This is a genomic window from Shewanella sp. Arc9-LZ, assembly GCF_010092445.1.
Classification (GTDB): domain Bacteria; phylum Pseudomonadota; class Gammaproteobacteria; order Enterobacterales; family Shewanellaceae; genus Shewanella.
In genome coordinates this window covers 3287465-3301646 of sequence record NZ_CP048031.1, presented here as the reverse complement: position 1 = coordinate 3301646, position 14182 = coordinate 3287465, and the positions used below count along the sequence as shown (strand labels likewise).

The window sequence follows — 14182 nt, the reverse complement described above, 5'->3', positions numbered from 1 at the left end:
ATAAGTAACCGTTATTGTAGATGTTTTAGATTCGATTATAGATGAATAAACGCAAGGCTAAATACAGAGGTAACGTTTTCAATCTGCGCTGGGGATTGCTAACGTTTTGGGATACTGGTAACAATTAAGTAATTTTGTTACCAATATCATATCTCGGAGATCTGGTTGGGACATCACATCTTACCTTTGGTAAATTAGTGCCAGATCACTAAGGTATTTACTGCGATTATCCGTGATATTTACCTAAAGAATATCGTCGTCCCTACACATTAAGGAGTGGCAATCGTTGGTCTCCTTAAAAATGTTCATTTAGTTGTGCTAATAGTCAGATTGATAAGGGAGTAGTGAGTAATCATGTAAGCAGCAGCTTTTCATTTTTACTATTTTCACTGCAAAAAATAAAAAACATTAATATTATGCAGTTAAGTGTTTAATTCGGAGTTCCAATGAATAAAAAAACTTCAACCACAATTCAGTTGCTGGCCCCTTTTACGGGGGTGTGCTGTCCACTGAGTCAGGTTCCTGATGCCGCATTTTCCCAAAAGATGGTGGGTGATGGATTAGCGATAGACCCTACAGAAAACATTCTTCACGCCCCATGTGACGCCACCGTTACTCAAATACATCCTTCTAAGCATGCCGTGACTTTATTAACGGCGACTGGCATCGAAATTCTGCTTCATATAGGTGTCGATACCGTTAAATTGAAAGGCGAAGGATTTAAGGCATTAGTGAAAGTGGGTGATGCTGTAAAAGCTAAAACGCCACTGATTGAGCTGGATTTAGATAAAGTGGGTTGCGGTGTAAAAAGTTTGCGTACCGTCATACTGCTCACGGATATGACCAGAATTATTACATTAACACCAACGACTGAACAATTTGTCAACGCGGGCGATCTGTTATTTAGTGCAGAGGTATCAGCGGAAGTTCGTGCTGTATCAAAGTCAGATGACATGGTCAGTTCTGCGCCAATAGTGGTTATTAATCCTACCGGTATTCATGCTCGGCCTGCTGCTGCCATTGTCACTGCGATTAAAGCATTTGACTGTGACGTGATGATTGATAAAGCAGGCAAGCAAGCAAATGCTCGAAGTGTGGTTGGTCTTATGGGGTTAGACATCGCTTTTGGTGAGCAGATTGTTATTCTCGCTAAAGGTAAAGATCAGCAAGCGGCAATAGCAGCATTATCTGAGGCGATAAGCACTGGTTTAGGTGAAGAGGGCGCCGATGCTTCACTTGTGACTAAGAACGTTAAAAGCGACTTCGATCCTTTTTCCGAACTATCACTACTACTACAAACGAGCCAAGATCCACGTCAGCTGATTGGTGTGGAGGCATCTCCCGGTCAAGTTAAAGGGCGTTTATACGTGATTAAAGCTGAAGTGCCTAAGTTTGACACTTTTGCCGACGATGCACAGGTTGAACAGCAAACTTTAGACGATGCAATGAAGGTGGCTAATCAAACCTTAGTCGAACTGGTTGAAGAGCTGCATAACAAGGATATGGGGCAAAAAGCCGATATTTTTGTGGCCCACCAAGAGCTAATGTCAGATCCTGATTTGTACGATGACTGTATTATTGAATTACAGCAAGGTAAGTCGGCCCCTTATGCCTGGAGTAAGAGTATTTGTCGCCAAGCGGACAAACTTGCTGGAATGGAAAACCCATTACTCGCAGGACGTGCCACAGACCTTATCGACGTTGGCAATCGGGTTTCACGCATTATGGCGGGATTGTCTCAGGATACTATTCCGGCTGAACTCCCCGAAAATACTATTTTAGTCGCTAAAGATTTAACCCCTTCAGATACTGCCAAACTAAACCCCGCATTCGTTAAAGGCATTTGCACCACTTTAGGAGGGGCATCGAGCCACAGTGCTATTTTAGCTAGAGCAATGGGTATTGCTGCTATGGCTGGTGTTGAAGCTAAGATCATGACCTTGCACGGTACTGAGGTGTTACTCGATACAGCAAAAGGTTATCTATTATTGTCGCCAACTGAAGCTGAAATGGCGCAACTTGATGTGATTAAAAATGCCGCTGAGCAGCAGAAAGCCTTGGCTTTAGCACACAAAGATGAGACAGCCGTTACCTTAGATGGAGTGCGATTTGAAATTGCCGGTAATATCGCTAAAGTCAGTGATGCCCAAAAATTAGTTGAAATGGGAGGCGAAGCGGTTGGTTTATTGCGTTCTGAATTCCTTTATCAAGACCAATCAGTTGCACCTTCAGAGGATGATCAGGAACAAGTCTATCGTGCGGTATTGCAAACGTTAGGACAGCGTCCTTTAGTTGTGCGTACGTTAGATGTAGGAGGAGATAAGCCGTTAGCCTATTTACCTTTGCCTAAAGAAGATAATCCATTCCTCGGTGAACGTGGTATCCGTGTCGGTTTAGATAAGCCTGCAGTATTACGACAACAAGTTCGCGCGCTATTAAAAGCGGCTGAGGCGGGCAACTTACGCATTATGTTCCCGATGGTAGCGTCTTTGTTTGAGCTTAAGTTAGCCAAACAAGTTGTAAAAGAAGAAGCCGAAAAATTGGCTATCGATATTAGTGGGATCCAAATTGGCATCATGATTGAAGTGCCATCGGCTGCCGTGATGGCAGATGTGTTGGCTGAACATGTCGACTTTTTCTCTATTGGTACTAATGATTTGACTCAATATACCTTAGCGATTGATCGTGGACACCCTAAGTTAGCCGCCATTGCTGATGGATTGCATCCTGCAGTATTACGCCTGATCGATATGACGGTTAAGGCCGCGCATGCCAAAGGTAAATGGGCTGGCATTTGTGGTGGATTGGCCGGCGAAAAAGATGCTGTGCCTATTTTGGTCGGCTTAGGTATTGATGAACTGTCTGTGAGTGTGCCTTCAATTCCAGAAGTGAAGCATCAAGTGCGTCATTTAAATCAGCAAGCGTGTCAGCTTATAGCTGCTAAAGCGATGAGCTGTGCAGATGCCAAAGATGTTCGAGCATTAATGCGAGATCCTAATACGTTACTTGCCGTTAAAGGCGATATTGAAAAACGTTGATCACTTGGTAATCTATTAAAATTTCTAAGGTTGTATTATGACATCTAAAACAATAACAGCAGCTAAACCGAAGAAGGCTATGATGAGTGGCGCATTTTCGGTTTTACAAAAAGTGGGCAAATCGGTCATGTTGCCGGTTTCCGTATTACCCGTGGCGGGTATCTTATTAGGCGTTGGGAGCGCAGGTTTTAGTGTGCTCCCCGATATCGTCAATGTGTTAATGGTACAAGCGGGCGAAGCCATTTTTAGCAATATGGGATTGCTATTCGCGATAGGTATCGCGTTAGGATTTGCTAAAAATGATGGTGTGGCTGCTATGGCGGCCTTAGTGGGATATGCCATCATGGTTAAAACCATCGGCGTACTTGAACCTGGTACTGATGTGGGCGTGTTTGGCGGTATGATTGCCGGTGCTATTGCTGCAGCGACCTTTAACCGTTTTTTTAAAATTCAATTACCTTCATATCTTGGATTCTTCTCAGGTAAACGAAGTGTGCCTATTATTACTGGTTTTGGAGCGATCTTTGCGGGAGTTATCTTATCGTTCATTTGGCCTCCGATAGGCAATGCTATTGCTGCATTTTCCCATTGGGCGGCATATCAAAATCCAACATTAGCTTTTGGTATTTATGGTGTGGTTGAGCGTTCGTTAATTCCAGCCGGTTTACACCATGTATGGAACGTACCTTTCTTCTTCGAAGCGGGCAATTGTGTTGACAGTTTAGGTAAACCTGCAACTGGCGTACTGACGTGTTATTTGCAAGCAGACGATGCGAGTCGAGCTGCTGGTAATGGCTTCGGTCAACTTGCGGGAGGCTATTTGTTTAAAATGTTTGGTTTACCTGCTGCTGCAATGGCGATTTGGCATACTGCCCGCCCAGAAAATCGTGTCATGGTCGGTAGTATCATGATTTCGGCAGCGTTAACCGCATTTTTAACCGGAATTACTGAACCCATTGAGTTTGCATTCTTATTTGCCGCACCATTACTTTATGTAGTACATGCGTTAATGGCTGGTCTTGCTTATGTGCTAGTAAATATGTTTGGTGTTGTTCATGGAACCTCTTTCTCACACGGTTTGATCGACTTTCTTGTTCTTTCAGGTCATTCGCAAAAAATCTGGTTGCTGGTGGTGTTAGGTCTCATTTATGCGGCGCTGTATTACGTGGTGTTTAGATTCTTAATTTTGAAGTTCGACTTGAAAACGCCAGGCCGAATGGATGTCGAATTAGAGCTAGTCTCATCAGAAGGGACAGAAAGAGCGCGTAACTTTATCGAAGCCTTCGGCGGACCAGAGAACCTAGTCAATGTGGATTCTTGTATTACCCGCTTACGGATGGATGTGCGCGATACAAGTAAAGTGGATCAAGCTAGATTGAAGCAGTTAGGCGCCAGTGGCGTGTTGATTTCGGGAAGTGCGGTACAAGCTATTGTGGGGACTATCGCCGAAGTGTCACGTACCGAAATTGATGAAATGCTCGCGTCAGGTGGCTATCTTGCTGCGACTCCCACGCCTGTAATAGCAACAGCAACGGTTAACATTTCAGCAAAGGATCGCGAGCAAGCTCAAGCCATCCTGCCACTATTGGGTGACGTGAGTTCATGTCGTGCTATTGCTGATAATCGTTTACGCTTAGAAGTGAAAGATGCCAGTCTATTAGACAGTACCGCCCTTCAAGCCCATGGCATTGAAGCTGTGTTGGTTTTAAATCCGAACTTGGTTCATTTAATTTTTAGTATGAATACAACAGGACTAGCCAGCGTGTTAAATGAGACTTTTGCCGACTGAAGCTGTTAAGGAGAGGTGATGCAGTCAGATGTATGAGTATTAAAATATGATGACAGTATTGACCACATGTTGAATAGCCAACAATTGAATTTGAAAAGGCTTTTTAGGAAAGTGTTCGATTAGCGTAGAGCAGAATAAGCCTCATCAGAAATGATGGGGCTTTTTAATAATTTTATACTCAAGGTTTATATGAGTAATATGTCGATGAACCCACCGAAGCGGGTGAGGGTAAGTTATTGAAAAATTGATTTAAATGGTTTGAAGACTTTGTAAGCTTGTTGGTAAGTTGCCGGGTGTCAGTAATAAAGACAACGTTCTAACATTAAATTATCGATACCTCACACCACTAGACCCCCCCAGTCTGAAGTTTTACAAACTACAATATTTATGCAGTGGTATTGTGACTCCGACAGGTTAAAAATGCATTTACATAAATAAGGCAGATTCATTTTTATAATATTAACACTTCGGTCAGCAAATTGTTATGTAACGGAATTTACAAAATAGAGCAATTTTTATAGGTAGTGACGATGATCAAATTTTTGGTTGCTCATGCTAGGAATTAATTTATGACAAAGATACTCAAAATAGGCATCGTTGGTTACGGCTATGCCGCAAAAACGTTTCATGCACCATTGATTAAGGCTGTATCGGGCCTACAACTCGCCGCAATATCCTCCAGCAATCCGGCAAAGGTGCATATAGACCAACCTGATTTGGCTGTGTTCTCATCCCCCGAAGAGTTATTTTCCTGCGCTGATATAGATTTGGTGGTTATTCCAACTCCCAATGATACGCATTTTCCTCTTGCGGCAGCGGCTCTAGCAGCCGGTAAGCACGTAGTTTTGGATAAGCCATTCACTCTCACTACTAGTGAAGGTAAGGAGCTTATTAAACTCGCTCATCAATATGATCGGCTGCTATCAGTATTTCATAATCGCCGTTGGGATTCCGATTTTTTGACGTTACAGAAGGTGTTGCGCGAAGGTTCACTAGGCCGTGTGACACATTTTGAATCACACTTTGACCGCTATAGGCCTGAAGTTCAAACGCGCTGGCGTGAGTCGGCTGCTCTAGGCGGAGGTTTGTGGTTTGACTTGGGATCGCATTTACTCGATCAGGCACTGCAGTTGTTTGGTACACCAAATACAATGTGGTTAGACCTGGCTCAACAACGTGATGGAGCAGTCGCAGATGACTGGTTTCATGCCGTGCTGGGATATGACGAAATGCGGGTAATTCTTCATGGTAGTGCATTGGTTGCTAACCCTGGCCCACGTATGACCGTGCATGGCACTAGTGGCAGCTTTACTAAGTTTGGTCTTGATACGCAGGAGAATGCGCTTAAGTCAGGTCAGCAGCCTGGAACTCAGGGGTGGGGAAACGATCCACTTTCTTGCAAATTATCGCTGAAACACAAAGACGCGATTATCGAGCAAGACATCATAACGACACCAGGCAATTACCAAGCATATTATGAAGGCATTCGCGATGCGATTTGTCTTCGCAGCCCAAATCCAGTAACGGCAGAGCAGGCCCTTTTGGTCATGAGACTTATTGGACTCGGCATTGCCAGTGCTGAAGAAGGTCGTAAGTTGAAAGTGTTTGATCTCTGAGTATACGCACTAAATTTTTATATTATTTTCGAGCAAGAATACTTGCTCGATTATAAATTAACTTATGTTGTGTAGTGGATATAAAAATCGTTAACTTGTTGTTTACCTTTTCTGCTACACACTCTGTGAGATATATCTCACAAAGTGTGTGAGCCGAATCACCTTATTACGGGTTAATATTTCTCCTGAATATTTAAGTTATTGATTGTAAAGTTTATTTAATTTTGTGTTATCTGTGAGGTATTTTAATCATTTAGAGGTACCTGTTTACGTAGAGGTAAATGAATTATTATTTATCTCGTTCCTAGGACGGGAACATTACAAGGTAGTAAAGAGGTCTTGGAAGACCATGAGTATATGGAAATAACGGACGGTATTGAGTTTCAGGATGAAACGTTAAACTTGCTCAATGGACGCAATAGCGGATTAAGCGAGTTTTATAACATTATCAGGATGATAGTGCGCAATGGATGCAAGATTCTACGCAAATGATTTGCGACAGGATACGTTAAGAATTTCATGGATGATATAAGGACACGCTCAGGATGGAGCAGGCTCGGTAAAAGGATAATCGAGTAAGATGGAAAGTACTTAATTGTACAAGGAACATCAAGGATTGAACAAGGATAGAGCAGGAAGCAAGTGATACGCATGGATGGTGCAGGGAGCACATTTATAGCTGGAAAGCTTAACAAGAGATCAAGAGGCCGCGACAGTTACTGTCGCGGCCTTTCTTTTGGTTTTTTCAGAGCTATGGAACTTTGTAGTGATATGTTGTCCAATTGTAAAGTGCCTATGTGTAGGGTTTGAGTACCTCATTTAAGTACACAACATCTAACTCACCATTGTATAAGGAGATAGCATGAAAGGGTTTAAAGTTGCACTATTGGTAGGTTTTTCATTCGTTTGCTATAACGCCAATGCAGCCGTGAGCGAAGAACAACAACAATGGGTTGAGCAAGCGTTCAGCGATCTTAATAGTAATAATGACGGTACCAAGGTGCTTTGGCAGTATTCACAGCAAACAGTGATGCCAGACATGACACGTATTGAACAATTCAATGCATCTTTAACTGAAACTGAACGTTGGAGTTTGGTGTCTGAAAATGGTGATACTCCTGGTAAAAAGCGCTTAACTGAATACCGAGAACGTCAACAAGATCTGCATGAAGATAAAGACGAAACTAGCTATGAATTAGCGTTTTCTGATTTAATTGATTTGTCGACATTGGTTTTTGTCGGTGAGGATGACAATAATATGTCATTTACGTTTACACCCAATATTGATGAGCTAGACAATAACGTATTAGCAGGCGTGCTTTATTTGGATAAAACATCCAAGCATTTACGTAAAATTCTCATCAAAAATACTGACGAGTTAAATCCTGCGTTTTCAGTTACGTTAACTAAATTTGAATTAGAGTTAAGTTTTGATGTGTTTGAGGGATTAGTGATGCCAGCTCATACATCAACCACTATAATGGGTACAGCGGCAATTTTTAAGTCACTCGACAGTGTTCAAACTGTTACCTACAGCGATTATAAAATCCTCAACAATCCACAAACTTAATTGCATTTTATGGCAATAAAAAACGCTATTTTTTTGAAAAATAGCGTTTTTTTTGATTCAACATCGACTAATAAATAATGATATTAGTGGCATTTACCAGAATCACAGCTTTTACTGCTGCCACAACTGCCAAATTTACCGCTCGCCATTGGTGCATCCATCCATTCTGGTTCAGGGAAAATTGGCCATTCAATTTTTTTGGCTCGATTACCATGCATTAAAATATGGCCGCGATATTGGTTAATACCATCGGTGCTAAACTCGAACATGAATGTTGCTTTCCAACAAATGCCAGTACTGCCACCAATACTTGGACGGGCTGATTCCATTGCAATAGCCAGTAGTTGTACGTTTTGCTTTTTACAGGCTTGCTCTGTAATCGTTCGGCTTAATTCTGCCATTTGTCGAAGTTGCCAAAAAAAAGCAGCAACGACAACTAAAGCAACAATTAATAAAAAATCAGTCATCATAGGCTGGTAGCTCTAAATAATCCGCCAATTGCGGTTGCTAATTGAACGCTTCTGTCTGGATGCCTTAAGTCGGCTAATAATCCAGAACGTAAGCTGGGTATTGCCACGATATCAGCAAATACTTGATTAAAGAAGTGCTGAGGCTGTTTTGCTAGCGCTTCTAAATAGTGTTTACGAGTGGCATCATCTTTTAACGCTAACCAGTTACGTGCTGCAATTGTTATTAGCGTGTTGTCGTCTAAATGTTGTTGTTCATTGAGCTGGTTAATGGCTGTCGTACTGTATTGAACATCAGATGCTAATGCCGCTAAATACATTACTTTTATATGGTCTTCAGCTTGTTCTAATTGATTAAATAAGTACTCTGCAAGGCGTTTATCAATATTAATGTGTTCTAAGCATTGGCAAAGGGCGGCTTGCACTTCAATAGGTGCATTATCAAGTGCATTTATAATGTCATCAAGATGGTTGAATTGATGTGCGCGAACGCAAATATCGGCTAAACCTTGTAAACCCAGTTGTGGCCATGTGTTTTGCGCTGCTTGGCCAGACAAATACTGTGCCGCAAATTCATATTGGCTCGATGCGGGTTGATCAAGCTGAAGTCTGACCAATGCATTAAATAACGCCAGTTTGTGCTGATTAGGCTTAAAGCTGAAAGGATGATTGGCTAATTGTTCTTGCTGTACATCGGTTAATGCTTGGGTTGGATTACGACCTAGGGCTTCTAAAATCATTTTAATAAACTGAGTTCGAGGCGCAGGTGATAATAAACCTTGCTCATCTAGAGGTAACTTTACAAACCAAATATAAGGTAATTGTTCTTGTTGCCAAAATACGATAGCAAACTGTGCATGGCCTTGAATAGGATAAGGATACGGTGCCAGTAAAGAATCAATTTGCTGAAAAGCTAACATATCGATATGTTGCACTCGGCGACCTAAATCGTATATTTGGAATTGTGTATTTGCGGTCGTCAGAAACTGGCTTAAGGTGGTTATCTCGGTCATGGGGTCGTCACTAAATCAAAGAAGTTGGATGGGTATTCAATGGGCTAAATGATATCATACTCCGACTTAGCCTTTATGTTGTCGTTCATTTTTATGCTTTATTTAGCCAGCCAAAATTATTTAGTTAAATTAGAACAATTGCTTAAGGAATTTCAGCTATGGTCTGATATCTCACCTCCTGCATCTGTTATGGCGAGTACTGCACCTTTTTGCTGTGATGTAATGGCATTCGAGCAATGGTTGCAGTTTATTTTTATTCCAAAGATGACCGAGCTTATTGCGCAACGACAACCTTTACCGACCAATATGGCATTAGCGCCTATGGCCGAGCATGTGTGGCAAGGTATGCACTATGGTGATGTTCTGATTGCTCAATTACAACAATTTGATACTTTGCTCAGTCAGCGTTAAGCGAATGACAAACACCACCACATTCCAACAAAAAAATTAAGCCAATACTGAGTTGGCCAATACAAAATAAGTAAAGTGATAACAAATGATCTTAAAAGATAACGATGCTGAATACTCATTAGATAACGATGACTTATGTGAACCAATAGGCTCAGAATACATGGATGAGACCTCTACTGCAGATACTGAATTAGACAGTGATTTACAACCTCCCCATATCGACATTCTATTTGAAGACGAGCACCTAGTTGCTATCCATAAGCCTGCTGGTTTGTTGGTTCATCGTAGTTATTTAGCCCGTAGAGAGCGTTTTTTTGCGATGCAGATGACTCGTGATTTAGTGGGCTGCCATGTTTTTCCGGTGCACCGCCTAGATAGACCAACATCCGGAGTATTGCTGTTTGCCAAGTCTAGTGAAGTGGCTCGGGCATTATGTGAGCAATTTGCTGATCACAGTATCAAAAAACACTACTTAGCGATTGTACGTGGCAATATACATGAGTCTGGCACGCTAGATTATGCCCTAAAACAGGAATTTGATGATTTAGGCGATAAGCATGTTGATCCCAACAAAGCCGCACAAGAAGCCGTGACGGATTATCAACCATTATTGAATACCGAAATACCGTTTAGTTCTGGTCGTTATCCTTCCAGCCGTTACGGTTTGGTAAGATTAAGCCCTCATACAGGCCGCAAGCATCAATTACGTCGTCATATGGCACATTTACGTCATCCAATTGTTGGTGATACAACCCATGGTGATGGTAAACAAAATAAGTTCTTTCGCGAACACTTCGGTATTAACCGTTTGTGGTTGATTGCAAAAAGCCTGCAGTTTGTGCATCCGGTAACCCAGCAATCAATGCATATTGAAACAGAGTTAGAAGCTGAATGGTTGAATGTTTTTAACGCATTTGGCTGGGATGATGATCAATTATCCTCAATGCCAAGTATATTATTAAGTTAATTCATTCGGTCTGCAAGCAAGGCTTTAAGCTTTTCAAATTCGGGGATATGCGGTATGGGTTCGTGCTGCTTTTGTTCGATGTGGAAATAATAGTTACGACGAATGTGGGCGAATTTATGTTGTAGTTTTAGTCTTCGCTTTCTGCTCACTTGTCGCATCGTCTTGATTCCGTTATTGCGCTATTTCATTTGGGGCAACTGATGTTGACCATATCGATTTAAATTACTTTATAAAGACACTTGCGAGAGACTCAAACAATACAGTAAGGTAAGTCACTAAGACTCAAGGTCTTTTATATCGTATTACATTTAAGGGGAAAGTATACCATGAAAAAGGTCAATGTTGTTTTTGGTACCGTTTATGGTAGCGCACAATTTACAGCCGAAACAGTGACTAAAGCGATTGCAACATTAGGGTTTACAACTAAGCTTTGGCAACCCAATGAATTGTCTGGTTTTATACCACCTCAAGATGAACTACTCATAGTAGTGTCATCAACCACAGGGCAAGGTGATATACCCGAGGATATGTCTCCTTGGTTTAATGAACTTAAATCCAGTGCACCGTATTTACCATTATTGCAATACAGCCTAATTGGGTTAGGCGATTCGAGCTATGACACTTTTTGTGGGGCGATAAAACAATTTGATGAGTTGTTAACCGAGTTGGGTGCCAAGCCGCTGACTGAACGATTAGAAATTGATGCCTGTGAAACAATGGAACCCGAAATAGAAGCTAAAACATGGATAGCCACTTGGCACAACGCCGTCATATCGGTAAACGTAGCGTAAGTTTTTTTACGCAACAATGGTTTAAATTCGCACAGCGCCTGAGTCAAGCACTGCTCATACCTATTGCTATTTTACCTGCTGCGGGGGTGATGTTAGGGTTGACGGTTAACCCGTTGCCATTTATCCCTGCAGAATTAAATACAGTATTTTCTGCTGTAGGCAATCTGGTTTTTACCATGATGCCTTTGCTGTTTAGTGTTGCTGTAGCGATTGGTTTTTGTCGAGATCAAGGCATTGCAGCATTTTCTGCTGTATTTGGTTTCGGGGTGTTTTTGTCCACGATGGGTGCCCTAACAAATATTTATGGCTTGGTATCGCGACCGCTCTGGGGCATGCAAACGATTGACACTGGTATCGCTGGCGGAATGTTAGTCGGTGCGATGACATGTTTAGCTGTCAATCTTAGTCAACATGTTAAATTGCCTGCTATTTTTTCATTTTTCGAAGGTCGTCGCAGTGCACCAATAATTACTATACCCCTGTCTATGGCACTGGCTTATTTACTTGTGCATGTTTGGCCACCCTTGTCGCATATTATTGAACTCCTTTCTGATTGGGCAGTATATCAAGACCCCGCTATTGCTTTTGGGGTTTACGGAACAGTTGAACGCTTATTAATTCCACTAGGGTTGCATCATATTTGGAATGCACCATTTTATCTTGAAGTAGGGCAGTACATTAATCAAGGTACAGTGGTTCGGGGTGAGGTGGCGCGTTATTTGGCCGGCGATCCATTGGCGGGAAATCTTGCTGGTGGCTATTTGATTAAAATGTGGGGCTTACCCGCGGCAGCATTAGCGATTTGGCGTTGTGCTGATAAATCCGAGCGTAACAGAGTTGCGGGGATTATGTTATCAGCGGCGACAGCTAGTTGGTTAACCGGGGTGACAGAGCCGATAGAATTTGCCTTTATGTTTGTCGCGCCAATTTTGTTTATTGTGCATGCATTACTCACGGGCATAGCTTACAGCGTGTGTATTTTACTAGAAGTTCATCACAGCATCGTGTTCTCTCATGGGCTGGTAGATTTCACCTTATTGTTTTCTCGCTCTGCTAATACTCATTGGATTTGGATATTGGGCCCGCTTACCACAGTAATCTATTATGCCATTTTTAGGGCCAGTATTTTAGCGTTCAATTTAAAAACACCTGGCCGAATCGAGCAAAGTGATTTACCTGCAGAGCCTAAAGAGAGCTTGCGGGCTATGATTTCTGCATTGGGCGGACGCGAGAATATTGTTGAGATTAATGCCTGTTTAACCCGCTTACGTATAAGTGTTAATCAAGCCAATTTAATCGATAAAGCTAGACTAATGCGTTTAGGAGCTAAAGGCGTGGTTGTTATGGGCAAAGGTGTACAAGTTGTTTATGGCACTAAGGCTGAAACATTACGTAAATTGCTGCAAAAATATTTAGATTCTCGGCGTTAGTTCGGACGGTTGTTTCATTAAGCCATAATAGTTGTTGCTTAACTTGTCATACATATTTGAGAGTTTTGTATTTAAAGCAAGATTATTTCTCTTTTATGAGAATTTATCATTAAAAACATCACCCAAAAATCTTTTTAAATGGCACACTGTAAAACAGTATTTTAAGAGGAGTTGTACGCGTGAGCCATCAAGATAAAACTATTTTTACCCCAGCTAATTTACAACGTAAAGTGCTAATAACCGATTGTGCTGATGCTCAGGGGTTGATAGCCAAAATCACCAACGTATGTTTTGCTCATCAATTAAACATTATTAAAAACACCGAATTTGTTGACCACACTCAAGGCCGCTTTTTTATGCGTGCGGAGCTTGAAGGGGTGTTTGATGATGAACGCCTACTGAATGAATTACGTGAAGTATTGCCAGCTAAAAATCACATGAAATTAGTGGATATGGGTAAAAAACGTATCGTGATCATGGTGACAAAAGAAGCCCATTGTTTAGGCGATATTTTGATGAAGTCTTATTATGGCGGTTTAGATGTTGAGATTGCCGCTGTGGTAGGCAATTATGATGTGTTGCAGCCATTAACTGAAAAGTTTGATATTCCATTTCATTATGTTAGTCATGAAGGTTTAAACCGTCAGGAGCATGAACAAGCCATGCTTAAAGTGATAAAACCCTATGATCCTGACTTTGTTGTACTCGCTAAATATATGCGAGTATTAACACCCGAGTTTGTAACAGCATTTGCAGATAAAATTATTAATATTCATCATTCTTTTTTACCCGCATTCATTGGCGCATCACCTTATAAACAAGCGTGGGATCGTGGTGTTAAAATTATTGGTGCAACAGCACACTTTGTGAACAACCACTTGGACGAAGGGCCGATTATTAAACAAGATGTCATTTCAGTTGATCACAGTTATAGCGCAGAAGAATTAGCCCATAATGGCCGTGACGTTGAAAAAAGCGTATTAAGTAAAGCACTGCAATTGGTATTAAATGAACAAGTTGTGGTGTACGGTAATAAAACGGTCGTGTTTTAAAGTTGGTAGATATACATCATTTGACGTTAAATCAAATG

The 14182-nt window shown here is 41.5% G+C and carries 11 protein-coding genes; 9 read left to right on the top strand and 2 right to left on the bottom strand.

Annotation, left to right across the window (positions count from 1 at the left end; translation table 11 throughout):
• The first annotated feature begins 446 nt into the window (after window positions 1–446).
• The 4 genes from ptsP (at window position 447) to GUY17_RS14075 (ending at window position 8013) form a co-directional block, all read left to right on the top strand.
• Complete coding sequence (gene ptsP / locus GUY17_RS14090; RefSeq protein WP_217351054.1) at window positions 447–3038, top strand: phosphoenolpyruvate--protein phosphotransferase; 2592 nt, start codon at window positions 447–449, stop codon at window positions 3036–3038.
• A gap of 37 nt (window positions 3039–3075) precedes the next feature.
• Complete coding sequence (gene ptsG / locus GUY17_RS14085; RefSeq protein WP_162023514.1) at window positions 3076–4827, top strand: PTS glucose transporter subunit IIBC; 1752 nt, start codon at window positions 3076–3078, stop codon at window positions 4825–4827.
• Window positions 4828–5396: 569 nt separating this feature from the next.
• The gene (locus tag GUY17_RS14080; protein ID WP_162023513.1) at window positions 5397–6443 is read left to right on the top strand and encodes an oxidoreductase; all 1047 of its coding nucleotides are present in this window, start codon (window positions 5397–5399) and stop codon (window positions 6441–6443) included.
• A gap of 862 nt (window positions 6444–7305) precedes the next feature.
• The gene (locus tag GUY17_RS14075) at window positions 7306–8013 is read left to right on the top strand and encodes a hypothetical protein (RefSeq protein WP_101086620.1); all 708 of its coding nucleotides are present in this window, start codon (window positions 7306–7308) and stop codon (window positions 8011–8013) included.
• An 83-nt stretch (window positions 8014–8096) separates the two neighbouring features.
• On the opposite strand, the gene GUY17_RS14070 is transcribed toward GUY17_RS14075, so the two are convergent.
• Both GUY17_RS14070 and GUY17_RS14065 read right to left on the bottom strand, forming a co-directional pair.
• Window positions 8097–8483, bottom strand: a complete 387-nt coding sequence (locus tag GUY17_RS14070) for a DUF3301 domain-containing protein (protein WP_101086621.1) — start codon at window positions 8481–8483, stop codon at window positions 8097–8099.
• The gene (locus tag GUY17_RS14065; protein ID WP_162023512.1) at window positions 8480–9493 is read right to left on the bottom strand and encodes a DUF3549 family protein; all 1014 of its coding nucleotides are present in this window, start codon (window positions 9491–9493) and stop codon (window positions 8480–8482) included. Before GUY17_RS14065 ends, GUY17_RS14070 begins: the two co-directional genes overlap by 4 nt.
• A 48-nt stretch (window positions 9494–9541) precedes the next feature.
• Between GUY17_RS14065 and GUY17_RS14060 the strand changes: the two genes are divergently transcribed.
• The 5 genes from GUY17_RS14060 (at window position 9542) to purU (ending at window position 14144) form a co-directional block, all read left to right on the top strand.
• Window positions 9542–9904, top strand: coding sequence for a YqcC family protein (locus GUY17_RS14060; RefSeq protein ID WP_101086623.1), 363 nt, complete (start codon window positions 9542–9544; stop codon window positions 9902–9904).
• Window positions 9905–10064: 160 nt separating this feature from the next.
• The gene (truC, locus tag GUY17_RS14055) at window positions 10065–10871 is read left to right on the top strand and encodes a tRNA pseudouridine(65) synthase TruC (protein WP_162024372.1); all 807 of its coding nucleotides are present in this window, start codon (window positions 10065–10067) and stop codon (window positions 10869–10871) included.
• A gap of 326 nt (window positions 10872–11197) precedes the next feature.
• Window positions 11198–11662 carry a flavodoxin gene (locus GUY17_RS14050; protein WP_101086625.1) on the top strand — a complete coding sequence of 155 codons (465 nt, stop codon included), beginning with the start codon at window positions 11198–11200 and terminating at the stop codon, window positions 11660–11662.
• Window positions 11614–13092, top strand: coding sequence for a PTS transporter subunit EIIC (locus tag GUY17_RS14045; protein WP_162023511.1), 1479 nt, complete (start codon window positions 11614–11616; stop codon window positions 13090–13092). Before GUY17_RS14050 ends, GUY17_RS14045 begins: the two co-directional genes overlap by 49 nt.
• A gap of 179 nt (window positions 13093–13271) precedes the next feature.
• Window positions 13272–14144 carry a formyltetrahydrofolate deformylase gene (gene purU, locus GUY17_RS14040; protein WP_174839644.1) on the top strand — a complete coding sequence of 291 codons (873 nt, stop codon included), beginning with the start codon at window positions 13272–13274 and terminating at the stop codon, window positions 14142–14144.
• Window positions 14145–14182: the final 38 nt, after the last annotated feature.